The sequence below is a fragment of the Pseudoxanthomonas sp. 134C1 genome, assembly GCF_057773065.1.
The window spans coordinates 353,711-379,167 of sequence record NZ_JBYMTH010000003.1; the positions used below are offsets into that span (position 1 = coordinate 353,711).

The window sequence follows — 25,457 nt, forward strand, 5'->3', positions numbered from 1 at the left end:
CCTGGAGATCCCACAGGAGGGACTCGTCATGGCAGTCCGCTACATGAACTCCGCCGGCCGCGCCGCGCTGCAACTGGGGCGCGGCATCGATACCACCACCGGTACGCCGCTGGGCGTGGCCATCCAGCCCGAAGCGGGCCAGGTGGATCCGCACAACAGCGGTCAGACCGTGAGCTACGACGTGACCATCATCGAGACTTCCGAGGAACTGGAGGAATCACTGGGCTTGTCCATCGGCGCGGAGATGCGCTACGGGCTGTTCTCGGCCTCGGGCAAATTCGAGATGAGCGAGAAGACGCAATACAAATCGTTCGCCACCTACCTGCTGGCCAAATGCGAGGTGCGCAATCCGCCGGTCGGCATGTACGACCCCAAGGGGAAGCCGGCGGCGGCGAACATCGTCAACATCGAGGATCGGTTCCGGCGGGCCTACGGAGATGCTTTTGTCCGCTCGGCGCTCACCGGTGGCGAGTTCTACATCATCATCGAGATCGTCCATACCGACACCAACGTGCAGAAGAGCATGGCGGCCAGTCTGCAGGCCGAGTACAACGGATTCCTGGTCAGCGGCGGCGTCGATTTCAATCTCAGCGAGGACATGCGCCACCGGATGTCCTCGGCGCAGACCCGTATCATCCAGTACCAGGCCTCGGGCAGCGGCGTGACCTGCAGTCTGGTCAACGACGTCGCCGGCGCGCTCAACCGCCTGAAGGCGTTTCCCCAGATCGCGCTGGACAATCCGGTCGCCATCCAGGTGGAACTGGCCTCCTACGACACCATTCCCGAGCTGCAGGGCAATCCCTGGACCCGCGCCAACCTGCGCGAACGCCTGGACGACTGCGCGCGCAAACGCGCCCGCTACAAACAGGTGGTGGATGAACTGGACTTCTTCCTCACCAGCGACAATCGCCAGTACTTCAGCGATCCTCCCGCCGACGAGGACGCGCGCGCATGGAAAGCCAGCTATGCGAGCACGCTGAACAAGGTCATGTCGCATGCGGAAGGGTTGGCCGAAGGCAGCATCGACACGGGATTCGAGGAGCCCGCCGATCTGCCGACGGTGCGTCTGAAGCGCATCATCGCGCCGCCGGAAGCGACGGTCGTCCAGGTTCCCGATCTGACCCACACCCCGCTCGCCGCCGCGCAATCGCATCTGGCGGCACTGGGATTGGTCGCGCAGCCCAACTCGCGTTCGGTGCCCGAGGCGGATGTCGCCACGCCGCGCATGCAGGTGCTTGGCCAGGCGCCCGCGCCACAGACACCGGTCGCGAAAGGCTCAAGCGTGCGCCTGGACTACGCGGTCACCCGCAGCAAGTGGCTCAAGCCGCTGTTGGAGATCGATCGCGTGCGGCTGATCAACCAGGTCCATTTCGCGCAGTGACCGTCGCCCGCGGACATCTCTCCGGGCGATCGGCAGGGTCGGTCGCCCGGTGGGGATTCAATGCCGCAGATTCACCTCGGCCACGCGATCGCGATAGTGCTTCTTCGGATCCATGCCCAGCATCAGCTTCACCCCGGCCAGCATCGGGTTTTCGTTCAACCAGATTTCCGCATGCTCGGCATCGAAGCGCAGCAGCGCCAGGCGCGGATCTTCCATCCCGCCTTCGTACCAGGCGGCCAGGTAAGGATTCCACAGCCGGTCCACCACATCGCGATCCATCTGCTGCACCAGCGTGCCGTTGATGCTGGCGAACAGATCATGACCCTTGGCCGAGAACGTGGCGATGGCGCGCTGCGGCGTGCCCGCGCGCCGGGCCAGACGGTTGTCGGTGGTGGTGAAGAACCAGACGGGGCCGTGTCCCTCTTCCTCCATCTGCGCGGTCATCGGGCGAGTGTGGCCGTCCTCGGCGCCCTCCAGGCCGATCATCACGACCATGTCGGACTTCAGCAGTTTCCAGAATTTCTTTTCGAGTTCCTGTGGCGTATGCATGGCGATACTCCCTCGAAACGGGTGAGTTCACGCTAGTCCCGCGGATGTCACGTGGCCGTCAAGCAAGCGTTATCGCCGTGATAGTCGTGTCCGCCAGCGTTGCCTTCGCCGCCTGTTCACGCGCACGGGACTAACACGGGTGCGTTGTCCCGAGGAGGACTCCGCCATGCCGGAAGCAAAGACCCGCCGCGCCGTCGAACGCGACAGGCGCGAAGGCAAGTCGGCCAGCACCCAGGCCGGCGAGTTCGTCCGCGAGGAAATCGAACACGTCCGCGAGGGCAAGCATGGAGTCAAGAACACGAAGCAGGCCATCGCCATCGGCCTGTCCAAGGCCCGCCGCGCCGGCATCGATGTCGAACCCGGCGACACCGCCTCGCCGGCGGTCAAGAAGAGAGCCCGCAAGGACATCGCCAAGGGCAGGAAAACCGTCACAAAGCGCCCCGCCACCCAACGCTCGGCCGGTGCCATAAAGGCACTGAAGACCACCAGCAAGAAGGCCGCAAAGAAGGCTGTCAGCCGTGCCGCCCTGTCCAAGCAGGCCAAGAAGGCGGCCAGCAAGCGCACCGCCGCCGACCGCTCCGCCGCGGCAAAGAAAGCCGCCCGCACCCAAGGACCCGCCAAGCGTTCGGCCGCGGCCAAAAAGGCCGCGCGCACCCGCAAGGCAGCCTCCTGACAATGTCGGGTGGGCCTCGGCCCACCATTGCCGTCGCCAGGCGCGATACCGGGTGAAGCCGCGAGGCGCTCACCCATCGCCAAGCACCGCGATGGTGGACCCGGGCCCACCTGACGTCGTCCTTCCGCCGAGCCGGCTCGGCGCCACCGTCCTGGTATACGCTTGCCGATATCGCCGATATGCCCTTGGGGAGGGCCGGCGAGGAAGTGGGGCTGGTCGGCCACGGGCCGCCGGCAGGGAGGTTTGAAGGACCAATCGGGGAATCGTCATGCGTCTGTTCCGTCCGCTCGTCGCGGTCGCCTGCCTGTGGCTGGCCGGCTGCGCGCACAACGTCGCCTATCGCGTGCAGCCGGCATCGGCCACGCCCTGCCAGGAGACCGATCAGCGCGATTGCCGCGCGGCGATCCGCCATCCGCTGCGCAGCGGGCCGGACGGCGCCTACATCACCTATGTGGAGTTCGATGACCAAGGCGCGCTGCACGATCGCGCACGCACGCGACAGGCGCTGGATCTGCTGCGCGAACGCACCCGCCAGCGCGCCACCCTGCTGGTGCTGTTCGCCCACGGCTGGAAGCACAACGCGGAAGTAGGCGACGAGAACGTGCGCGACTTCCAGGCCCTGTTGGTCAAACTGCGCGCCAACCTGGCCGCCTACGAGAAAGAACACGAAATTCCGCCCGCGCAACGCCGCCAGGTGGAAGGCGTCTACCTGGGCTGGCGCGGCCTGAGCGCCAAATGGGAGCCGGGCAAGGAACTGACGTTCTGGCGCCGCAAGGCCACCGCGCATCGCGTCGGCACCGACGGCGCCATCGAAGTCATCTCGGAACTGTCCGCGCTGCGCTCGCAGCCAGCGGCCAACGGAGGCCGGCACGCGCTGGTCATCGCCGGCCACAGCTTCGGCGGCGCGCTGGTCTACAACGCCACCGAACACCTGCTGATGCGCGAGTTGGTGGAAGCGCAACAATGCGTGCCGGCCTCCCCGGCAGCGGATGGTCCGCAACTCAGGATCGCGCCGTTCTCTGGCACGCGCGTGGAATCCACCCTGGGCCTGCCCTTGCAGGAAACGTCCTGCAAACCGGTGCCCGCGTCGGTGGCGGACATGGTCATCCTGGTCAATCCGGCGTTCGAGAACACCCGCTACGATTCGCTGGAAGCACGCTCCCGGCAGATTCCCTTCGCGCGCGGGCAGATGCCGATCCTCGCCGTGTTCATGTCGGAAAAAGACAGCGCCACGCGCTACTTCTTCCCCGCCGGTCGCTTCTTCTCCACCCTTACCAACAACTACACCACGCAGGGCCAGCGCAAACACGATCTGGTGGCGCTCGGCCACCTGAAGGAAAAGTGGACCCACACGCTGGACGTGCCGGACCGGACCCGGCAGTTGCTGGGCATCCAGAGCCTGATGGGCATGAAGACGCTCAGCCAGGTCGCCGACGCCATCCGCCCCAACTATCCCGGCTGGGACGATTACATCTGCGGAAAGGAGAACACCTGGAGCCTGGATGGCGTGGAACTCGAACGCTACCGGGACGACACCCACGTCCCGGATCCGCATTCGCCCTACATGGTGGTGCGGGTGAAGGGAAAACTGGTCAACGGCCACAGCAAGATCTGGGGCGAAGCCTTCAATGGCTTCGTGGAGAATCTGGTCACGGCACGTTTCGCCGGCGGTTCGGAAATGCAGTGCCAGGGCAGCCGCCCCACACGCCTGCCATGAACCATGCCCACAAACCCCGTCCACGATGGGCGGACGGCGCGTCGCACAAGAAGGGGCGCAGGGAATGACTCGCCCGTATCGACGCTTCCGACAACCCGGCCGAATGCCGCCATCCGCACAATGTCATCCGCGCACCGGGAACACGTTTGCATCCACACGCCGATGTCACCCCGGATCCGGGTAGCCATGTCCTCGCGGACTACACGCAGGCCGTCGCCTTCAACCATCACGAACAGTGCCCCATCCGTACCGGCACGTATCCCGCCTCCGCGCCGGGGGGCATGACGCGTGCGTGTGACGCCGCGCCAGGCGGGTAAGCCGCGCTTGCGGCAAGTATTCCGCGCGTGGCGTCGCACACCGTCCGTCGGATAACCACCGGATCCGATTGCAGCGGCCATGCACTCCTGTTAAATCGCAAGGCTCGCGCCGTGATGGGGACACAGGGGCCGGCGCGCGGCTGACAGAGATTGGATGCTTGCCGTCGCATCGCCACGGAGGTCGTTGTGCGAAAGTCGCCCTTGGATACGCGCCCGGAGCGGCGCCCGCTGCGCATCTTTGCGTTCGACCCGATGATTGCCCGAGGTGGCGATCACCGGGTGACCATCGAGATTCCCTACCGCCCCGTCGAACGCGACGAGCGTTCCTTCCGCGATGACCGGTTGGAAGTGGTGGATTACGACGCCGCCACCCAGCGCTACTATCGCGCCGTGGATCTGGGCGATGACGACATCGCCATGGTGCACGGACTGGAACCGGCGGAGCACGACCCGCAGTTCCATCAGCAGATGGTCTACGCGGTGGCGTCGAAGGTGCTGGAGAACTTCGACCGCGCGCTCGGCCGGCGGCTGCGGTTCCGCAGGGGCGAGCGGCTGCGCCTGTTCCCGCACGCCTTCCAGGCACGCAACGCCTACTACGACAGGAAACTCAACGCGGTCCTGTTCGGCTACTTCCCCGCCGACGATGACGACCCCGGCGCCAACCTGCCCGGACAGACCATCTTCACCTGCCTGTCGCACGACATCATCGCCCACGAAGTCGCCCACGCCGCGCTGACCCGCCTGCACGAGTACTACAGCGAGCCGACCAATCCGCAGGTGCCCGCGCTGCATGAAGCCTTCGCCGACATCGTGGCGATGTTCCAGCGTCTGACCTTCCCCGAACTCGTTGCGCCCGCCATCCGCGAAACCCGCGGCGATCTGCTGGCCGAAAACAACATCCTGCTCAACATCGGCAGCCAGTTCGGCGCGGCCACCGGCAAGGGCCAGGCCCTGCGCCGGATTGCCGGCAAACCCGATCCGGCGCTGTTCGCCGCCACCCGCGAGCCGCACGCGCTGGGCTGGATATTGGTATCTGCGGTGTACGAGGGCTTCGTGCTGACCTACGTGCGCCGCACCCGCGATCTGCTGCGCCTGGCCACCGGCGGCAGCGGCCGCCTGCCCGAGGGTGAACTGCATCCGGATCTGGTCAACCGGCTGACCACCGAATGCGTGCGCACGGCCCAGGCCGTGCTGTCGATGTGCATCCGCGCCACCGACTACCTGCCGCCGGTGGATCCCACCTTCAGCGATTTCCTGCGCGCCATGGTCACCGCGGATTTCGAGCTCAACCGTTCCGATGATTCCGGCCTGCGCGCCGACATGATCGAAGCCTTCCGCGCCCGCGGCATCCGTCCCGAGGCGGTCGGCTCGCTGGCCGTGCAGTCGCTGCTGCTGCGGCCCGAGGAACCCGACGACCCGGCGCCCGTGGAAGCGGCCGAAGACACCTCCAACCTGGAGCTGGCGGACATCGTCCGCACCCTGCTGGGCTTCGGCGCGCGCGAACTGGATCGCAACGTCAATCGAAGGGAATCGCGCCGCCGCAGTCAGAAGCGTCGATTGAGCGAATTCAGCGTGTCGCAGCCCTGGCCGGAACTGGCGAAAGCCGAATCCGCGGCAGCGCCCACCGAAACCGCGCCTCCCGAATCGGCCGGCGCCGACGAGGAGGAAGAGGAAGAGACCGAGCCGGAACTCAGGAGCATTGGCGCACGCCTGCACAGCTGGGCCAATGCCAACCGCACGCGCCTGAAGCTGGACACCAACCCGGAGACGAAAGTCGCCATCCGCGGCTTCCATCCGGTCCATCGCATCGCGCCCAACGGCGAACTGCTCATCGAGATGGTGGTCCACGTCGTGCAGAAATCGCCCGACGACCGTCCACTGGGCGGCCTGGTCTATCGCGCGGGCACCACCGTCATCGCCAGCATCGACGGCCATGTCCGCTACCTCATCTGCAAGCCCTTCCAGCCCACTCGCGAAGCGCGCATGGTCAGCTGGCTGGGCGCATTCGACGAAGCCTGCGGCCATTCCTGGAAAACCGACCAGTTGGCGCCCAGACGCCTGCTGGACGCGTACTCGGCACGGGCCATGGACGGGAGGCGCTGGCGATGAGCAAGACGGTCAAGATATGCATGTACAACGTCGGCTTCGGCGACAGCTTCCTGATCACGCTGCCGGACGGCCGGCTGATCCTCATCGACGCCGGCTTCCACAGCCGTGGCAAGGGTGAATTCAGCGGCGATGAACTGGTCGAGCAGATCACCAAGGACGTCAAGAGCATCACCGGCGCGGAGGAAGCGCATATCGACGTGGTGATCTGCACCCACCGCCACGCCGATCACCTGTTCGCATTCAACTCGTCGCTGTGGGACCAGGTCTCGGTGGGCGAGGTCTGGCTGCCGTGGGTGGAAGACCGCAAGAACGAGAAGGCCGTCCGGCTGTGGAAGAAGCAGGCCAGCTTCGCGATGAACCTGGCCACCGCGCTGAGCTCGTTCCAATTGAATGCCGCCGATCGCGAAAGCGTGGAATTCATGCTGTGGAACGCCGGCGTCGAACTGCCCGGCATGGCCGCCGCCGGCGGCTGGAGCAACGCAAAAGCGCTGGACTGCCTGCATGAGGGCTTCGCGTATCGCCGGCGCACCAAGCCGCGATTCCTGCCCGCCACCCGGACGTTTCCGGAGTCATTCTCCTGCCCGGACCTGCCCGATGTGGTCATCCACGTGCTGGGCCCGCCCCGCGATCCGGAACTGATCGAGGAACTGGATCCGGAAGCCGATGGCGAAACCTATCGCGCCCTGGCCATGCGCGCCGCGGCCGCCGCCAGCGGCGAGGCGGTGGCCGACATGTCCGCCCTGGCCGCGTTCGGACCGGAATGGCAGGTGCGCGAGGACGAGGGCGGCGCCGAGGATCTGCTCACCCGCAACGAAAAGAAATGGCTGGAGAACCTGGCCACCGGCGCCGACGCCCTGCTCGCCGCCACCCACGTGGACGACATGATCAACTCCACCAGCCTGGTCCTGGTGATCGAAGTGGGCAAGGCGCGCCTGCTGTTCCCCGGCGACGCCGAGTGGGGGACGTGGAAGCGCATCCTCGCCGACGACGACGCGCGTGCGCTGCTGCACAACGCCACCTTCCTGAAAGTCGGCCATCACGGCAGCCACAACGCCACGCCCAAGACCCTGGTGGAGGAAGTCCTGCCGGAAGGCATCCCGGCCATGATTTCCACCCAGGAAGGCCCCGGCAACTATCGCAACAATATTCCGCTCCCCGATCTGGTCACCGCGCTCGAAGAACACGATATGCGCCATGTGCGCAGCGATCAGTTGCCCGAGCGGCTGCCTCGCGGATTCCGCAAAGGCGATGACGGCAAATGGATTGAACTGTCGATTCCCTGCTGATTTTCCGTCCGTCCCCGCACAGGAGTGCCGCGATGATCGAGCTCGATCAACTGGTCCGCGAACCCACGCGCGACAACACGCCGCCCAGCCCCGGCGCGGCCATCGCGCTGTCCGGCGGCGGCTATCGCGCGATGCTGTTCCATACCGGCGTGCTGTGGCGGCTGGGGCAGTTCGGATTCTTTTCCGGCCAGCCGCTGCAAGGACTCACCGCACCCGGCAAGCTGTCCACGCTCGGCCCGCTGGCGCGGGTGTCCAGCGTGTCCGGCGGCTCCATCGTCTCGGCGGTGCTGGGCCTGGCGATGGCGCAGCTCAAGCCGTTGTCCGGCGCGGCTTTCGACGAGGCGTTCCAGAGCGCGGTGGTCGCGCCCGTGCGGCGCATGGCCGCCACCACCCTGGCCGGCACCAGCGCCGCCGGCATCTGGCAGGTCATCAAGGACATCCTGCTGCCGGGCAGCGTCAACGATCACATCGCCCGCGCCTACGACAAGGCGCTGTATCGCGGCAAGACCCTGCAGGACCTGCCCGACGACGTGCGCTTCGTCATCAACGCCTCCAACCTGCAGTCCGGCGCGCTGTGGCGCTTCTCGCGTCCCTACATGCGTGACTGGAAGGTGGGCGAGGTGCCCAACCCGGTGCTGTCGCTGGCCAGAGCGGTCGCGGCCTCGTCGGCGTTTCCGCCCGTGCTCGCGCCGGCGGAACTCAAGCTGGAAGCCTCGCAATACACGCCGCACACCGGCTTCCTGCAATATCCGCCCTACACCACCCGCCCCGTCCTGGCCGACGGCGGCGTCTACGACAACCTGGGACTGGAAACCTGCTTCAAGGGCTTCATGACCCTGTTCGTCAGCAACGCCGGCAAGCCGTTCGCGCCAATGCCCGGCCCATCGAAGAACTGGGTCTCCATCGGCTCGCGCTGCATCGACGTCATGGACAACCAGGTGCTGGCGCAACGCAAGATCCTGCTGGTGGGCGCCCTGCGCGACAAGCAGCGCTACGGCGCGTTCTGGGACATCCAGCAGGACATCGCCACGCACCCCTGTCCGGATCCCCTGCCCTGCCCCGCCAAGCGCACCGCCGAACTGGCCGCTGTCCCCACTGATCTCGCCTACAAGGACAAGACCTTGCAGGAGCGGCTGATCAACTGGGGCTACGCCAACACCGACGCCGCCGTGCGCGCCTGGTTCAACCCCACCTATCCACCGCCGGCGGATTTTCCGTATCCGGCGGCGAAGGTGTAAAGCCATCGCCCGGACACAACCCATCACATTGGAGGGAACCATGACCCTACGACCCGCGAAGCGGCCCGGCTATCTGCTTGCAGCCTGCATGGTGCTGACCGCCGGATGCGCGACAGACCTGGATGCCGTTCGCGTAGGGAGCAACGCCGCTCCACCCATCGCGGGTGCGCCCTACAACCTGAGCTTCACCCAGTACGAGGTCACCGTCACGCGACGCGTCGGGGCATGCTCGACGCCGAATCCGTCCGGAGGTGCCGACATCGCCGGACTGAAGATAGCCTTCGACGCAAAGATATCGCCCAAGGAAGTGCCCGATCCCAAGCGTCACTACGTCATCGACCTTCAATCACTCCAAAGTGCCTGGAAGGTCTCCAGCGTTGTCGTCGAGTACCACGAGAACGGCACGCTCAAGTCCATCAATGCAAGCGCGGACGACCGCTCCGCCCAGGCCATTTCCGCCATCGTCACATCGGTTGGAAAGATTGTCGCCGCCGGCGCCGGCGCCGCGGGTGTCGGATCCGGCTGCAATCAGGATACCGAGGAGACACTCGACAAGGTAAAGACGAAGGAATCGGAGATAAGGAAACTGACGGCCAGGCAAGAAAGAATGACCAAGCAACTGGAGGCCATGCGGACCTCCGCCGCCGCGCTGGGCGACGCCTGGAGCGCGACGGAACGCGAACTGTTCTCCGACCAGATTGCGCTTGTCCACAAGGAGAGCAACGAACTGGCAGACAAGCAGGAAGAGCTCAGCCAACTCCTCAAGAAGATAAGCAACGTGGAGAAATTCACCTGGCCTCTGGACGGGAGCACAACCGAAAGCCCGGGGACGCTCATCCCCCTGCTGTCCGAAAAACAGCTGGATTCATGGGGGAGCGTGGGCGTGGACGAGGCCGAGCTGAAAGCCTTCCAGGACAAGACCGGGGTATATGCCAAGCTGACGTCCGCCATCGACTATGGCAAGGATCCCTGCTCCCCCGGCTGCAAGGACGATGGTGTCCGAGGTGTCAAGTATCGTATGCCGGTCATGGGGGCGCTTCTGCTGTGCTCGGCACCGGGATGCGCCAAGGGCGATGTCATCGCGACATCCTCCGGCCCCATCAGCCAGTTGGGCGCCGTTTTCTCGCTGCCGCTGCATAGTCCGATGTTCAGCAAGAAGGTGGTCGAAGCCACGTTCAATGACGCCGGCAAACCGCTCAAGCTGGGCGTCCGTTCCGAAGCCGCCACCGCGGAAGTCGCGGCCTCCGCCTTCGGCGGCATGCTGGATACCGCCTTGTCCGTCCGGGACAAGACCGTCACCACCGAACTGGAACGCATGCAGCAGAAGACCGCGTTTCTCAAGGCGCAGGCGGAGCTGGCAGCGGCGGAAAAGGCGCTGGTGCCCGCAAGCAACAGCGATACGGTAGCCGCCACCAACGCGTTTACCACGGATACGGCGCTACTGAACGCGCACCTGGCCAACATCCAGGCACAACTCGCCCTGGACGCCGCATTGAAACAACTGAGCCAGGACTAACAAGCCATGTCGGACCTGGATGTACTCCGTGCCGAGGCCATCGAAAAAGGCTGGAAGGTTCGAGCCACGCCCTTCTTCGCGGACAGCCCCCTGGTCGATGGCGTGGAAGATTCCGGCTTCACCTGGATACGGCGGCACTTCGCCCTGATAAGCGTGTTCTCGGAGCGCCCCGCTTCAAGCTCCCCCCTTGATTCATCCTTCGACTGGAAGGACCAACCCGGCGTAGTAGGCACGCCGAGGGATCAGGGCATGAAGAACGCCACCTGCATGGCCCACGCCGCTTGCGCCGTCGCGGAGGCAAGGTCGGTCCTCGGATCCGGATCGATGGAGTTCTCGCCCCGCTACCTTCATTTCTGTGCAATGCAGCAGGACCGCCAGAGTCCGCCCAGAATCGAAAAGCTCGCCAATACCCTCCTCAAGAATGGCTTTCCCGTGACGTCGGACGGAGAGGAGTTGGACGATATGGCCTCTTGCCGCGCGATATCGGATGTAACCTGGAGCAAGGCATCGGCCGCGTATCGGTTCTGGAAGGCGGACGACGTCAAGCGCGAGATATCGCGACATGGCCCCGTCCTGGCCATCATGGATCTCCGGGAAGACTTCCTGAACTGGTACACGGGAACCGACGTATATCGGGCAACGCCGTCGTCGCCGGTCATTGGCCGGCACGCAGTCTGTTTTGTCGGCTATGACGACGCCGAACAATGCTGGATAGGCATGAACAGCCTTGGCCCTGGCTGGGGAGATGGAGGGTTCTTCAAGATCGGATATGAGGACAGCGGTGTCCTCACGCCTTACGCCATCTACTCGTTTGATATGGCGTGAAGCGGTCAAGTCCCGCAGAAGGGCACCTGACGTCCCCAAGAGCCGGGCGACACCTGCCGCCCGGCCCCGTCTTGCCGCCTAGCGCGGCTGCCAGCTCGTGTGCTTCAACACGAAGTCCAGTTCCTCGGTCCACTTTTCCAGCACGTAGGCCCAGTCGCCCACGGGCGGGGTGGGTTCGTAGCGGTTGGGCAGCTCGCTGCGTGAGCGGGCAAGTGTGGTGGTCAGGCGGACGCGTTCGCGCAGGCCGTACAACAGCTGATAGGCGTCCTGGGTCAGCAGGTAACCGGTGCGCCTCTTTTCGCGCGGGGGTTGGCGGTTCGAGTGAGAGTGTTGGCGATCGTCGCCCATGGCATTGCTCCCTTCAGTGCGGTGGCCCGCCTGCACACGCAGGCGGGATGTCGGGAGGCTCGAAACCGCAAACAGCCGGCGGGCGTATTCCCCTTGTGGGGTGTTGTATTAGCCGCCCTCCCGACACAGGAAGCCTGCGACGGGAAATTATGCCCGAACGTGAGTTCGGGCATAAAAAAGCCCACCAAATGTCGGTGGTGGGTACCGCTGTTTGCGGAGTTTCGAGGCTCCGGGGGCAATGGTTAGGGGCTGGGGTGGGTGGTGTCAACGCACATTGAGGCGACACCTATGCTTAGTCGCATTTGTGCCCTCTCAAACTGGATGGAAACGAGAAAAAAATGCTTCCTTCTTGAAGTCCCACATCGCAGCATGGCCCTTGGAGCTCAAAACTGCAGAGCTTTTTCACGTGTAGTACGATTGTTACTGCCAAATGGGGGCTGCCCACCAGGTAGTTAGGTGGGGGACGGGGAAGCAAGGAAACTAAGGAGGGGTGCTGTGCCTGTAACGCAATTGATAGCGGTAAAGAAGCTTTCACTGGACACTAAGAACTACCGGACAGTAGAGCAGCCAGATGAAGTCTCAGCAGTTCATTCATTGATTGCCGTTGAACCAGAATGGTTCTGGGCAGTCATGGAAAGCCTTCTCGATGACGGCTATCTTCCGAACGAGAACATCATTGCACTTCAAGATGGCAAGAAAAACGTAGTTAAGGAAGGAAACCGACGCATAGCGAGCATGAAAATCATCCACGGGATCATTCCTGCCGATGAATTTTCACTTCCTCCGCACATCTCTGAGAAGCTTGCATCTTTAGATCGCAACTGGAAGAAGGCAAATACGGACGTTCCATGCACGCTTTATGCGGCAAGCGAGGCCGCCATTGCGGACCGCATCGTAACTCTCACTCATGGCAAGGGAGAAAAGGCTGGACGACTACGCTGGAGCGCAGTCGCTCGTGCGCGCCACAATCGCGACAAATCAAGTAGTCCAGAGCCCGCACTAGATCTTTTAGAGAAGTATCTCGAAAAAGGAAAGAATATATCCGCTACTCAGGCGGAGCGATGGGCTGGCGACTATCCGCTTACGGTTCTGGAAGAAGCGATGAAGCGTCTTGCTGGCCGCCTCGGGCTCAAGTCGGGACCAGATGTGGCTAGAACCTATCCCAAGATTTCGAATCGTCCCGGACTTGAAGAGCTAATGCTTGATATTGGCCTTAGCAACGTAAAGTTCAAAGATGTCAGGTCCGACTCATTTGGCCACAAGTACAACATGCCGCCCTCTCAACCGCCCAATCAACCTAATGGCGGTCCGGGTAGCAATTCACCTAACCAAACAGGTGGCACGGCGACTGGTGTACCTGGCAGTTCTGGTGTCCCTGGCAGTTCTAGCGGCTCTGGTGGAGCCGGCGGAACAGCACCATCAACAACCAATGCCGGGGGGACTAGCTCTCTCCCCAAAAGTCCTAATGCGTATCCCGCCAATGACCCTCGCTCGGTCGCAGCCCTACTTAGAAAATTCAAGCCCAAGGGTAGCGGACGTACAAAGCTAGCGACCCTCTTGGAAGAGCTGAAATTACTGAATGTCATGGAAACGCCACATGCGTTCTGCTTCGTCTTGCGCAGTATGTTTGAAGTCTCAGCCAAGGCATACTGCGCAGATCATGCGTCGCAAAATGGACCAACTGCGACTGAGAACAATGGACGCGACCGCGAACTTGTAAAAATTCTCAAAGATGTCGTTCAACATTTGACACTGAATAAAACGGACACAGCGAAGATTCGGGCTCTCCAAGGCGCGATTGCTGAGTTAGCAAATCCTGAAAGCATGCTTTCCGTTACTTCAATGAATCAACTCGTTCATAACACCCGATATTTAATCACCGGAACCAGCGTTTGCATCTTGTTTGCCAACGTTTTCCCCCTGCTTGAAGAAATGAATAAATGACCGGTGATTGCCATGAGCAGATATAAGACTCCTCTGCGTTATCCAGGAGGCAAGCAAAAGCTTGCTCCATTTGTTTCAGAGCTCATGACTGGGAATGACCTTCGAGGCGGCCACTACGCCGAGCCCTACGCAGGTGGTGCAGGAGTGGCTATTGAGCTTCTACTGAACGGAACTGCATCTCATATTCACCTGAATGACTCTTGTTCAGCGGTCCATTCATTCTGGAAATGCGTCTTGAATGAAACAGATGATTTATGCCGTCGAATTTCTCGCGCATCGTTAAACGTGCGGGAATGGCGCAAACAACAAGAAGTCTTAAGAAATAGAGACGAACATAGCATGCTGGACGTTGGTTTCAGCATGTTCTATCTCAACCGCGTTAACCGTTCTGGAATACTTTCTGGTGGATTGATCGGAGGCCTTGCTCAAGAGGGGGAATGGTTGATGGATGCTCGCTTTCCACGCAACGAGCTCATCCGTCGAATCGAGAACATTGCCCGTCACAGAAAGAGCATTCATCTAAGAAATTGGGATGCGGAGCGTTTTATCTCCACATATCTCCCCAGACTCCCAAAGGAGTCTTTGATCTATTGTGATCCACCATATTTTGAGAAAGCTGACAGACTCTATCTAAATCATTACCGTGCAGAAGATCATCAGCGCATTGCAAAAATAATCCAAAAAATAAAACTCCCTTGGATTGTCTCTTACGACGCTGCGCCAGATATTCTCAAGCACTATTCACGTCGCCGCTCATTCGTTTACGGACTTCAGTACAACGCTCAGAAAGCATATGTAGGTACGGAAGTTTTCTTCTTCTCTGATAAGCTCAAGGTAGGCAACGAATCTTCTGTGAAATCAATCGATGCAGTTCTTTCGCAGCAGGGACTAAGTTTGGCGTCTGACGTGATAAGAAAATTGGCCGCATAGAGATCAAGTTATTGACTTGTCAGATAAGCCCATATCGATAGTCGCCCAAAGAATCCAAGAAAAGGCCCCGCAATGCGGGGCTTTTTTCACTACTCAGTGGGCCTAAGCCCAACCTCAACTCAAGCAAACGGATCCTGCAACGTCATCGTATGGTCGCGATCCGGGCCGGTGGAGACGATGGCCAGCGGGCAGCCGGACAGTTCTTCCAGGGCGCGCAGGTAGGCGCGGGCGGCCGGGGGCAGCTTGTCCCATTCGGTGATGCCGTGGGTGGTTTCGGACCAGCCGGGGAATTCCAGGTAGACGGGCTCGCATTCTTCCCAGCCCTGGGCGTCCAGCGGGGCGTACTCGGTTTCCTTGCCGCGGTAGCGGTAGGCGATGCACATCTTCAGCTTTTCCATGCCGTCCAGCACGTCCAGCTTGGTGATGCACAGGCCGGTGATGCCGTTGATGGCCACCGCACGCTTGAGGGCGACGATGTCGATCCAGCCGCAGCGGCGGGGACGGCCGGTGGAGGCGCCGTATTCCTGGCCGCGGTCACGGATGCCCTGCCCCACTTCGTCGTCCAGTTCGGTCGGGAACGGGCCGCCGCCGACGCGGGTCGCATACGCCTTGGCGATGCCCAGCACGTAGTCGATGGCGTCCGCGCCCACGCCGCTGCCGGCCAGCGCGCCGCCGACGGTGGTATTGGAGCTGGTGACGTAGGGATAGGTGCCGTGGTCGATGTCCAGCAGGGCGCCCTGGGCGCCTTCAAACAGCACGCGCTTACCCTGCTTGCGCAGGTCGTGCAGGATGCCGGCCACGTCGGACTTCATGGGCTGGACGTATTCGCCGAAGGCCAGCGCTTCGTCGTAGACCTGCTGGAAGTCCACCGCGTCCACGCCCAGGTATTTGGTGAGAACGAAGTTGTGGTAGTCCAGCGCGGCGCGCAGCTTTTCGGCCAGCTGATCGGGGTAATGCAGATCGGCGATGCGGATGCCGCGACGGGCCACCTTGTCTTCATAGGCCGGGCCGATGCCGCGACCGGTGGTGCCGATGGCCTTGCCGCCGGCGGCCTTCTCGCGGGCCTGATCCAGGGCGATGTGGTACGGCATGATCAGCGGGGCGGCCGGGGAAATCTTCAGGCGCGAGCGCACGTCCACGCCGCTGGTTTCCAGTTCTTCGATTTCCTTCCGGAGGGCGGCCGGGCTGATGACCACGCCGTTGCCGATCAGGCACAGGGCGTCGGGCCGCAGGATGCCGGAGGGAATCAGGTGGAGAACGGTTTTCTTGCCGTTGATGACCAGGGTGTGGCCGGCGTTGTGGCCGCCCTGGAAGCGGACGACCGCACCGATTTCCTCGGTGAGCAGGTCCACGATTTTGCCTTTGCCTTCATCGCCCCACTGGGCGCCGAGCACGACGACTGACTGACCCATGACGGGTAACTCCTTCGCTTGTTGGCGACCATCGGGGCCGCCGGGATGGGCCGGATCGGGCGCGGCGTTACCGATGCGGGCCGTCTCCATCGGGGAGGGGTCCACTACGCTGTGCCCAGACACGGAAAAAGCCGGCGGGGTTGGCTCTGGCGAGCGCCCGTCCGGCTTTTGTGCATTATCCGGGTTTTGGGTGAAGCGGGCTACCCCGATTGGCTGAATGGGGGACAATCCGGTCAGCCGCCCCGCCCCCGTTTCTTGTGGGAGCGACGTCAGTCGCGATGGGCGACCCGTTGCCGGAGCCGGTTGAGCGGCCGGGCATCGCGAATCGCGACTGACGTCGCTCCCACATTCCCACAGGACAGGGAGAGGGTCTGGGGCACCTCAGTGCCGCAGCCACCACAGCAGGGTCAGGCCGATGATCAGGACCAGGCCGCCGGCCTGGCGGATCTGGGCGTCGGGCAGGTTGAGCAGTTGCAGGGCCAGGCGCTTCCAGAGCCCCGGCGAGACCAGCAGGAACAGGCCTTCCAGAACGGCGACCAGGCAGAGGGCGGACCAGAGATCGGGCATTTTGAGGCCGGGAATCGGGAATGGAGAATCGGGAATCGTGGGCCGCTGACGAACGGGCCGTTTGCGGGCGACCGCCTCATTCCCGTTTCAGGAGATTGGCGGTTTCACCGCCCGGTCCGGGCCGGGAATGGGAAAACCGATTCTCGATTCCCCATTCCCGATTCCCGGAGCGACCGCGCCTAGCGGTCGCTCTTGAGGTACTGCAAGAACGGATCGTCCTTGTCCAGGACGATGACGCTGTTGCCGTCGCGGAAGGAGGCGCGGTAGGCGTCCAGGCTGCGCTGGAAGGCGAAGAACGCGGGGTCCTTGTTGGCGGCGGCGGCATAGACGCGCGTGGCTTCGGCATCGCCTTCGCCGCGCATGCGCTGGGCATCACGCTCGGCTTCGGCCACCAGCACGGCCTGATCGCGATCAGCCTGGGCGCTGATGGTGCGGGCCTGCTCCTCGCCTTCGGCGCGCAGCTGGCTGGCGACCTGCTTGCGCTGGGCGCGCATGCGCTCGTAGACGTCGGTGATGACCTGGCTGTCGGTGGGCAGGTCGATCTGCTTCAGGCGCAGATCGGTGATGCGCATGCCCAGCGTGGCCGCACCTTCGTTGATGCTCTTGAGCTGTGCGGTGACGATCTGGTTGCGATCGCCGGAGACCAGCTGGGTCAGCGTGCGGCTGTTGATTTCATTGCGCAGTGAGTCGGTGATGATCGGCGCCAGGCGGTCGTTAACCAGCTTCTCGTCGCCGCCGGTGGCACGGTAGAACGCGCGCACGTCGGAGATGTGGCCCACGGCGAAGAAGTCGATGCTGACGTCCTTGCGCTCGGAGGTCAGGTAGCGCTCGGGCTGGGTTTCCAGCACCTGGAAGCGGCGATCGAACACGCGCGCGGATTCCACCAGCGGCCACTTGAAATGCAGGCCCGGGGGAATGTCGGCGCGGGCCACGCGGCCCAGGTTGAGGACCAGGCCGGTCTGGTCCTCGCGGACCACGTACAGCGAGCCCATCAGGCCCAGCACGATGGCGACCAGCAGCGCCACGATTGCGGGAAGTCTCATCGTCCACTCTCCTCACGTCCGGCCGGTCGCGCGGGACGCTCGGCACTGCGCAGCGGGGTTGTCGCGCTGCTTTCCACGGCGGGCATCACCACTTCCGGGGTCGGGGCGGGTGCGGCGGCATTGGCGCCGCCCTGCGCCGGCATCGGCAGGTAGATCAGCTGGCGGCTGTCACCGCCGATGACCTTGCGGTTGTTCTGCCTCATCACCTGCTCGACGGTTTCCAGCCACAGGCGCTTGCGGGTGACATCCGGGGCGTTCTTGTACTGTTCCTGCAGCAGGGAGAAACGATCCGCGTCACCCTGGGCGCGGGCGACCACGGCCGCCTTGTAGCCCTCGGCCTCGGTGCGGGTACGCGCCGCGGTGCCGCGCGCCTCCGGCACGATGCGGGCGGCATAGGCGCGCGCTTCGTTGACCAGGCGATCCTTGATCTGCTGGGCCGAGTTGACCTCGTCGAAGGCCGGCTTCACTTCTTCCGGCGGACGCGCGTCGGGCAGATTGAGTTCGGTCACGACCAGGCCGGTCCGGTAGGTATCCAGCGAGGCCTGCAGGCGCTCCTTGGCCTGGCTGCCCAGCGGGCCGCGCTCGCCGAGCACGGTGTCCAGATCCGAACGGCCGACCTGTTCACGCACGGCGCTCTGCGCGGCCTGCTGCAACACGTCGTCGGCGTTGCGCGAGCCGTACAGGTACAGGCGCGGATCGGCGATGCGGTACTGCACGTTGACCGACACGGTGACGATGTTCTCGTCGCGGGTCAGCACCGGCATGGTGTTGCTGAAGTTCTTGATCTCGGTGGCGTTGACCTTGGTGACGCTTTCAATCGGCCACGGCCACTTGAAGTTGGGTCCCGGCTGCATGACGCGGGAGAACTGGCCGAAGCGCAGGACCACGCCGCGCTGCTGTTCGCCGATCAGCTGGAAGCTGGAGAACAGGATCAGCAGCACCAGCGCCACGCCGATCCAGCGCAGCGGACCGTTGCCGTCGAAGGAACCGCGCAGGCGATCCAGCAGATCGCCCAGGCCGCCGCCGCCACTGTTGCCACCACGGGGATTCCATCCCCGTCGGTTGTCGTTGTTGCCGTTTCCGCCGCCGCTGCCAGAGCCGCCGCTTCCAGGGGTGTTCCAGGCCATGCCCACTCCGTCGTCAATGATGCGTGGGCCGAAACCGACGCGTTTCCGATTCTACAAGATAGGGCCGCCCGGCCGCCGGACAAGGGCTGAAGGGCACAAGGCGGGCGGTTTTTCGGCGGGGGGTGACGGGATGCGGGGTGTTTTGCGGGTGGGTGGGGTTTCCGGTCGCGACTCGCGTCGCTCCCACGGGGGCAACGGGGCTTTTTTGTGGGAGCGACGTCAGTCGCGACCGGGAAGCTGGACGACCACTGGAGGTTTCGTCGCGTCGGTGGGATTGCGGTCGCGACTGACGTCGCTCCCACAACGCACGGGGTGGGTGGTCAGAAGGTGTCTTCGACGGGTTCGGGGAGCAGGGTTTCCAGGGCGTGGCCGCCCGCCTCCGCGGCGAGCCGGCGCGCGTCGGCCAGGGCCATGTCCAGATCCAGGTGCCAGCCGGCTTCGTCGTGGCGTTCGCCACGCACCGCGCCGAGTGCGTGCAGGCGCGAACGCAATCGCGCCGAGCGCTCGCCCAGGTGCACGGTGCCGATGATCCGCTCCAGTCCGAGTTTCTGCGCCAGCGCTTCCTTGAGCACGTCCAGCCCGGCCCCGTCGCGCGCGGAAATCCAGACGCGCTCGTGGCCTTCGTTGGGTTGATCGTGGCGCGGAGTGGCGCCTTCGATGCGGTCGATCTTGTTGAACACCAGCAACTGCGGAATGTCGCCGGCGCCAATCGCCTGCAACACTTCATCGACCTGGGTGATGCGTTCCTCGCGCAGCGGATCCGCGGCGTCGATGACATGCATCAGCAGGTCCGCTTCGCGCGCCTCGGACAGGGTGGATCGGAACGCGGCGACCAGTTCGTGCGGCAGATCGCGAACGAAGCCAACGGTGTCGGCCAGCACCACGCCACCACCGGGCAACTCGATGCGGCGCACGGTGGGATCCAGGGTGGCGAACAGCTGATCGGCGGCGTAGGCCTCCGCGCCGGTCAGCGCGTTGAACAGGGTGGACTTGCCGGCGTTGGTGTAGCCGACCAGGGCCACGCGCGGCAGTTCGCTGCGTACGCGGGCGCGGCGCATCTGGGTGCGCTGCACTTCCACTTTCTCCAGCCGCTTCTGCAACTGCTCGACCCGCTTCTGCAACAGGCGGCGGTCGGTTTCCAGCTGGGTTTCACCCGGGCCGCGCAAACCGATGGAACCGCCGCGCTGGCGCTCCAGGTGGGTCCAGCCGCGCACCAGCCGGGTGGCCATGTGCTTGAGCTGGGCCAGTTCCACCTGCAGCTTGCCTTCGTGGCTGCGGGCGCGCTGGGCGAAGATGTCCAGGATCAGGCCGGTGCGATCGAGCACGCGGCGCTCCAGGAATTTCTCCAGGTTGCGCTCCTGGCCGGGCGAAAGCGGATAGTTGACCAGCACCAGGTCCGCGCCGGTGGCGTCGGCCGCGGCCTTGACCTCTTCCAGCTTGCCGCTGCCGATGAGGGTGGACGGATTGGGCCGGTCGATGCGGGCGGTGAGCAATGCGGCGATGCTGGCGCCGGCGGAGCGGGCCAGATCGGTGAACTCCTCCGAGGCGCCATCATCCGGCGGGCCGCCGGCGTGGGGCTGGATCAGGAGGGCGTGTTCGCCTTTGCGGGAACGTTCAAACATGGGGAAGCGGTTTGGACTCGATTTCAGGGAGGATCCGGCCGCACCAGGCGCCCGGATCCCATCACATGGGGGCGGTCGCCCCGGATTTCACCCTGGAATCTCCACCGGTTCCCCGGGTGTTTACTCGGTTTCTTCTTCTTCTTCGCCCGGTGCGCCGCCCTCATTGGACTGCACGTAGCCGCCGCCCGGTCCCACGCGCACGTTGCGCGCCGGCACCACGGTGGAAATGGCGTGCTTGTAGACCATCTGGCTGACGGTATTGCGCAGCAGGACCACGAACTGATCGAACGATTCGATGGTGCCCTGCAACTTGATGCCGTTGACCAGGTAGACCGAAACCGGCACCCGCTCGCGGCGCAGAGCGTTCAGGAAAGGATCCTGCAAGGATTGCCCCTTGGACATTATGGCGAACTCCCGAAGTGTCGCTTATAGGAATAATTGTGGTGTTTCCGGGTCCGCGCGTTTGGTATCCCCTGGCGGCCCGGCCCCCGATGTTACACAACCGGGGCGGTTTGGCCAGCTACACAGCGCCCAGAAATTGCCGCCGGGCCCGCTCCAGGGCGGCCTGATCGCGGCCCGGATCGAACCAGCGGGCGTCCAGTTCGCCCCGCAGCCAGGTCAATTGGCGCTTGGCGAGCTGGCGGGTGGCGAAGATGGCGCGGTCGCGGAATTCGGCGGCGGAAACGGCGCCGTCCAGGTGTTCCCAGGCCTGCCGGTAGCCCACCGCGCGCACCGCCGGCAAGTCCAGCGGCGCGGCCACGGCCTGCATTTGCGGCAGCGCGCGCAGGCGCCGAACCTCGTCCAGGAAACCCTCGGCCAGCATGGCGTCGAAGCGCTGTTCGATGCGCGCATGCAGCACGGCGCGCTCGGCCGGCGCCAGCACCAGCTTGAGCACGCGGAACGGCAACCGGGGCGGCCCGGGTTCGCGCTGCCACTGGCTGATGGGCTTGCCACTGAGCCGATAGACCTCCAGCGCGCGCTGGATGCGCTGCGGGTCCGTGGCATGGATGCGCGCGGCCGCCTCGGGATCGACCCGGGCCAGGTCGGCATGCAGGGCCGGCCAGCCGCGTTCGGCGGCTTCGGCGGCCAGTGCGGCACGGGTCGCGGGATCGGCTTCCGGCATGGCCGCCAATCCTTCCAGCAGGGCGCGGAAGTACAGCCCGGTCCCGCCGGCCAGAATCGGCAGCCTGCCACGCGCGACGATGTCGGCCAGCGCGGTGCGTGCGTCAGCCGCGAATTCGGCGGCCGAGTAGGTCGTCCACGGATCCCGCACGTCGATCAGGTGGTGTCGCACCCGCGCCTGCATCGCGGCATCCGGCTTGGCCGCGCCGATATCCAGCCCGCGATACACCAGCGCCGAATCGATGCTGACGATCTCCCCGCCGCAGCGCTCGGCCCATTCCATCGCCAGCGCCGTCTTGCCCGAGGCGGTCGGGCCCATGAGGGCGATGGCGAGGGGACGGGTGTCGGCGGGCATGGGATGTGGTTGGGGATTCGGGATTGGGAGAGGTTGGTTTTTTTGCCTCCCCCTTTGCAAAAGGGGGATGGAGGGGGATTTGCTTTTCGGCGCCAAAAGCAAGAGCTTTTCAACCGCCGAATGGCGGGTCAATCCCCCGTCACCTGCTTCGCAGGTGCCCGCCCCTTTTTTTCAAGGGCTTCTCAACAGCCGAAGGCTGGCCAAGGGGGCTATGAATTCTTCCCGTTCGAAGGGAGGCTGCGGGGATCTGTCGTGGTCCCTCAATCCTCATCCGGCCAGCGAATCGTCGGCGCCGCCGATTTGGCGCGCGGCTGCGGCACGGCGGCTACCGCATTCCACACCTTGAGCGCATCCACCGTGGCGGCCACGTCGTGCACGCGCACGATGGCGGCGCCGCGCTGGGCGGCGATCAGATGCGCGGCGACCGAAGCGGCGATACGTTCGCTGGCGAGGTCGCGACCGGCGATCTCCCCCAGCGAGCGCTTGCGCGACAGGCCGGCCAGCACCGGCACGCCCAGTTCGACGAAGCGTTCCAGTTGCGCCAGCAGCGCGAGGTTGTGTGCGGTGTTCTTGCCGAAGCCGAAACCGGGATCGACGATCAGGTTCTTCCTGGCGATGCCGGCCATTTCAGCGGCGAAGATGCGCTCTGCCAGGAAGCGATGGACATCGCCGACCACGTCGTCGTACTCCGGCGCTTCCTGCATGGTGCGCGGCTCGCCCTGCATGTGCATCAGCACGACCGGTACGCCGAGAGTGGCGGCGGCTTCGAGCGCGCCTTCGCGGCGCAGCCCGCAGATGTCGTTGATCATGCCGGCGCCGGCCTGCACCGCCGCGCGCATCACTTCCGGCTTGAAGGTGTCGATGCTGATCGGCAGCGCGGTTTCCTTCGCCAACCGCTCGATCACCGGCACGACCCGCCGCAGTTCTTCTTCCACGGAGACATCCGCGGCGCCGGGGCGGGTCGATTCGCCACCGATATCGAGGATGTCCGCGCCCTCCTCTGCCAGCTTCAGGCCATGTGCGACGGCGGCTTCCAGGGTATCGTGCACGCCACCGTCGGAGAACGAATCCGGAGTGACGTTGACGATGCCCATCACCTGCGGGCGATCGAGCTTGAGGATGCGGCCGGCGCAGTCGAGTTGCGGGGTGGTGTCGAACATCAGTCGGGATCCTTGGGTGTCTTCCGGGACGCGGATGCGGCGGACAGTCCCCCGCCGATCGCCACGCCCAGGGCCAGCCACAGGGCCAGGTTGCCGGTGGCGACACCGACCGCGGCGCCGATCGCGATACCCAACGCGATGGCCGCGCCGGGATTGGTCTTGAAGTTCTTCATGAAGGACTCCTTCGCGCGGCCAGCCGCCCGATGCAGCCCATTATCCACGCAAGACAAAAGACGGCCGAAGCCGTCTTTCGTGTCCCTGCGAATGGCCGGCAGACTCAGGTCTGCGCGGCCGGACCACCCAGCGGCGGCAGCGGGCGCGATTCCGGCTTGTCGCCGTCCTTGCCCGACTTGCCCCAGCCGGCCGGCGGCGGCGGCTCGCGGCCTTCCATGATGGCGTCGATCTGCGGTGCATCGATGGTCTCGTATTGCAGCAGCAACTGGGACATCGAGTGCAGCTTGTCGAGATTCTCGGTCAGGATGGTCTTGGTGCGCTGGTAGGCGCGATCCAGGATGCCCCGGACCACTTCATCGATGCGGCGCGCGGTCTCGTTGGAGACGTTCTTGTGCTGGGTGACCGAACGGCCCAGGAAGACTTCGTCCTCTTCCTCGCCGTAGGCGATCGGGCCCATCTCGTCGCTCAAGCCCCACTTGGTGACCATGTTGCGGGCCATCTTGGTGGCGCGCTCGATGTCGTTGGAGGCACCTGTGGTGACCTTGTCGGCACCGAAGATCAGCTCCTCGGCCACGCGACCGCCGTACAGCGAGCACAGCTGCGACTCGATGGCGACGCGGTTGAGGCTGTATTTGTCGCCTTCCGGCAGGTACATGGTCACGCCCAGCGCGCGGCCGCGCGGGATGATGGTGACCTTGTAGACCGGGTCATGTTCCGGCACCAGGCGACCGACGATGGCATGGCCCGCTTCGTGGTAGGCGGTGAGGGTCTTTTCGTCCTCGCTCATGGCCAGCGAGCGGCGTTCGGTGCCCATCAGGATCTTGTCGCGCGCACGATCGAAGTGATCCATGCGCACTTCCTTGGCGTTTTCGCGGGCGGCGAACAATGCGGCCTCGTTGGCCAGATTGGCCAGGTCGGCGCCGCTGAAGCCGGGGGTACCGCGGGCGATGACCATCGGCTCGACGTCGTCGGCCAGCGGCAGCTTGCGCATGTGCACGCGCAGGATCTGCTCGCGCCCCTTCACGTCGGGCAGGCCCACGACCACCTGGCGGTCGAAGCGGCCCGGGCGCAGCAGCGCCGGGTCCAGCACGTCCGGACGGTTGGTGGCGGCGATGACGATCACGCCCTCGCCTCCCTCGAAGCCGTCCATCTCGACCAGCAACTGGTTCAGGGTCTGCTCGCGCTCGTCATGACCACCGCCGAGGCCGGCGCCGCGATGGCGGCCGACCGCGTCGATTTCGTCGATGAAGATGATGCACGGCGCGTGCTTCTTGGCCTGCTCGAACATGTCGCGCACGCGGCTGGCGCCGACGCCGACGAACATTTCGACGAAGTCGGAGCCGGAAATGCTGAAGAACGGCACGCGCGCTTCACCGGCGATGGCCCTGGCCAGCAGGGTCTTGCCGGTGCCGGGAGGACCGACCATCAGCACACCGCGCGGAATCTTGCCGCCCAGCTTCTGGAATTTGCCCGGATCACGCAGGAACTCGACCAGTTCGCCGACTTCCTCCTTGGCCTCGTCGCAACCGGCGACGTCGGCGAAGGTGACCTTCACCTGGTCCTCGCCCTGCAGCTTGGCGCGCGACTTGCCGAAGCTCATGGCGCCCTTGGCGCCGCCGCCGCCCTGCATCTGCCGCATCATGAAGATCCAGAAGCCGATGATCAGCAGGACCGGCAGGAAGTTCAGCAGGATCATGCCCAGGCTGATGCCCGATTCCGGCGCATCGCGGGTGATGGTGACGTTCTTGTTGACCAGCTGGTTGACCAGCGAGTCATCGACGGGGCCGTAGACCGTGCCGGTCTGGCCGTCGGCGCGTTTGTACTCGATGGCGTTGGTGGTCAGGTTGCCATCCTTGGTGAAGCGCACCGAGGACACGCGGCCGTTGTCGACCTCGCGCAGGAACTCGGAATAGGTCACCTCGCCACCACCGGCGCCGGCGCCCATCTTCGGCGAAAAGCTCTGGAACACCACCATCAAAACGACGGCGACGACTACCCACAGCAACAGATTCTTGGTCAAGTCGTTCATCCTCATCGGCCCC

At 64.4% G+C, this 25,457-nt stretch carries 22 protein-coding genes; 10 read left to right on the top strand and 12 right to left on the bottom strand.

The window, feature by feature from the left end; all coding sequences use genetic code 11:
* Positions 1-28: 28 nt before the first annotated feature.
* A complete protein-coding gene (locus tag AC3DEZ_RS08815) occupies positions 29-1,381 on the top strand; it encodes a PASTA domain-containing protein (RefSeq protein ID WP_488387874.1) in 1,353 nt (450 codons plus the stop codon).
* 57 nt (positions 1,382-1,438) lie between these two features.
* Here the strand turns inward: AC3DEZ_RS08815 and AC3DEZ_RS08820 are convergent, their stop codons facing one another.
* The gene (locus tag AC3DEZ_RS08820; RefSeq protein ID WP_488387875.1) at positions 1,439-1,930 is read right to left on the bottom strand and encodes a pyridoxamine 5'-phosphate oxidase family protein; all 492 of its coding nucleotides are present in this window, start codon (positions 1,928-1,930) and stop codon (positions 1,439-1,441) included.
* A gap of 166 nt (positions 1,931-2,096) precedes the next feature.
* Between AC3DEZ_RS08820 and AC3DEZ_RS08825 the strand changes: the two genes are divergently transcribed.
* From AC3DEZ_RS08825 to AC3DEZ_RS08855, 7 genes are all read left to right on the top strand, one after another.
* Positions 2,097-2,603, top strand: a complete 507-nt coding sequence (locus AC3DEZ_RS08825) for a DUF6496 domain-containing protein (protein WP_488387876.1) — start codon at positions 2,097-2,099, stop codon at positions 2,601-2,603.
* Between the two features lie 268 nt (positions 2,604-2,871).
* On the top strand, positions 2,872-4,320 hold the full coding sequence (locus AC3DEZ_RS08830; RefSeq protein WP_488387877.1) for a hypothetical protein: 1,449 nt from the start codon (positions 2,872-2,874) through the stop codon (positions 4,318-4,320).
* A 518-nt stretch (positions 4,321-4,838) separates the two neighbouring features.
* Positions 4,839-6,746, top strand: a complete 1,908-nt coding sequence (locus AC3DEZ_RS08835; protein WP_488387878.1) for a hypothetical protein — start codon at positions 4,839-4,841, stop codon at positions 6,744-6,746.
* Positions 6,743-8,032: an MBL fold metallo-hydrolase gene (locus AC3DEZ_RS08840; RefSeq protein ID WP_488387879.1), complete on the top strand. Its 1,290-nt coding sequence runs from the start codon at positions 6,743-6,745 to the stop codon at positions 8,030-8,032. The genes AC3DEZ_RS08835 and AC3DEZ_RS08840 overlap by 4 nt, the downstream gene beginning before the upstream one ends.
* A 32-nt stretch (positions 8,033-8,064) precedes the next feature.
* Complete coding sequence (locus AC3DEZ_RS08845) at positions 8,065-9,270, top strand: patatin-like phospholipase family protein (RefSeq protein WP_488387880.1); 1,206 nt, start codon at positions 8,065-8,067, stop codon at positions 9,268-9,270.
* A 40-nt stretch (positions 9,271-9,310) separates the two neighbouring features.
* Positions 9,311-10,786: a hypothetical protein gene (locus AC3DEZ_RS08850; protein ID WP_488387881.1), complete on the top strand. Its 1,476-nt coding sequence runs from the start codon at positions 9,311-9,313 to the stop codon at positions 10,784-10,786.
* Between the two features lie 6 nt (positions 10,787-10,792).
* A complete protein-coding gene (locus AC3DEZ_RS08855) occupies positions 10,793-11,611 on the top strand; it encodes a C1 family peptidase (protein WP_488387882.1) in 819 nt (272 codons plus the stop codon).
* A 78-nt stretch (positions 11,612-11,689) separates the two neighbouring features.
* Here AC3DEZ_RS08855 and AC3DEZ_RS08860 read toward each other — a convergent pair whose 3' ends face one another.
* On the bottom strand, positions 11,690-11,959 hold the full coding sequence (locus AC3DEZ_RS08860; RefSeq protein ID WP_488387883.1) for an XAC0095 family protein: 270 nt from the start codon (positions 11,957-11,959) through the stop codon (positions 11,690-11,692).
* Between the two features lie 495 nt (positions 11,960-12,454).
* Between AC3DEZ_RS08860 and AC3DEZ_RS08865 the strand changes: the two genes are divergently transcribed.
* Both AC3DEZ_RS08865 and AC3DEZ_RS08870 read left to right on the top strand, forming a co-directional pair.
* Positions 12,455-13,903 carry a hypothetical protein gene (locus tag AC3DEZ_RS08865; protein ID WP_488387884.1) on the top strand — a complete coding sequence of 483 codons (1,449 nt, stop codon included), beginning with the start codon at positions 12,455-12,457 and terminating at the stop codon, positions 13,901-13,903.
* 12 nt (positions 13,904-13,915) lie between these two features.
* Positions 13,916-14,833: a DNA adenine methylase gene (locus AC3DEZ_RS08870; RefSeq protein ID WP_488387885.1), complete on the top strand. Its 918-nt coding sequence runs from the start codon at positions 13,916-13,918 to the stop codon at positions 14,831-14,833.
* 119 nt (positions 14,834-14,952) lie between these two features.
* Here the strand turns inward: AC3DEZ_RS08870 and AC3DEZ_RS08875 are convergent, their stop codons facing one another.
* The 10 genes from AC3DEZ_RS08875 to ftsH form a co-directional block, all read right to left on the bottom strand.
* The gene (locus AC3DEZ_RS08875; RefSeq protein WP_141456083.1) at positions 14,953-16,245 is read right to left on the bottom strand and encodes an adenylosuccinate synthase; all 1,293 of its coding nucleotides are present in this window, start codon (positions 16,243-16,245) and stop codon (positions 14,953-14,955) included.
* A 381-nt stretch (positions 16,246-16,626) separates the two neighbouring features.
* Positions 16,627-16,812, bottom strand: coding sequence for a DUF2065 domain-containing protein (locus tag AC3DEZ_RS08880; RefSeq protein ID WP_183638220.1), 186 nt, complete (start codon positions 16,810-16,812; stop codon positions 16,627-16,629).
* 179 nt (positions 16,813-16,991) lie between these two features.
* Entirely contained in the window at positions 16,992-17,855 is an 864-nt protein-coding gene (hflC, locus tag AC3DEZ_RS08885) for a protease modulator HflC (protein ID WP_447102922.1), read from the bottom strand.
* Positions 17,852-18,982: an FtsH protease activity modulator HflK gene (gene hflK, locus AC3DEZ_RS08890; protein ID WP_447102923.1), complete on the bottom strand. Its 1,131-nt coding sequence runs from the start codon at positions 18,980-18,982 to the stop codon at positions 17,852-17,854. The genes hflC and hflK overlap by 4 nt, the downstream gene beginning before the upstream one ends.
* Positions 18,983-19,302: 320 nt before the next feature.
* Entirely contained in the window at positions 19,303-20,604 is a 1,302-nt protein-coding gene (hflX, locus tag AC3DEZ_RS08895; RefSeq protein WP_447102924.1) for a ribosome rescue GTPase HflX, read from the bottom strand.
* A gap of 120 nt (positions 20,605-20,724) precedes the next feature.
* Positions 20,725-21,006, bottom strand: a complete 282-nt coding sequence (hfq, locus tag AC3DEZ_RS08900) for an RNA chaperone Hfq (RefSeq protein ID WP_447102925.1) — start codon at positions 21,004-21,006, stop codon at positions 20,725-20,727.
* A 118-nt stretch (positions 21,007-21,124) separates the two neighbouring features.
* Positions 21,125-22,081, bottom strand: coding sequence for a tRNA (adenosine(37)-N6)-dimethylallyltransferase MiaA (gene miaA, locus AC3DEZ_RS08905; RefSeq protein ID WP_488387886.1), 957 nt, complete (start codon positions 22,079-22,081; stop codon positions 21,125-21,127).
* Positions 22,082-22,341: 260 nt separating this feature from the next.
* Complete coding sequence (gene folP, locus AC3DEZ_RS08910) at positions 22,342-23,241, bottom strand: dihydropteroate synthase (protein WP_488387887.1); 900 nt, start codon at positions 23,239-23,241, stop codon at positions 22,342-22,344.
* Entirely contained in the window at positions 23,241-23,414 is a 174-nt protein-coding gene (locus AC3DEZ_RS08915; RefSeq protein WP_488387888.1) for a glycine zipper domain-containing protein, read from the bottom strand. Before AC3DEZ_RS08915 ends, folP begins: the two co-directional genes overlap by 1 nt.
* Positions 23,415-23,518: 104 nt before the next feature.
* Positions 23,519-25,444, bottom strand: coding sequence for an ATP-dependent zinc metalloprotease FtsH (gene ftsH, locus AC3DEZ_RS08920; RefSeq protein WP_488387951.1), 1,926 nt, complete (start codon positions 25,442-25,444; stop codon positions 23,519-23,521).
* Positions 25,445-25,457: the final 13 nt, after the last annotated feature.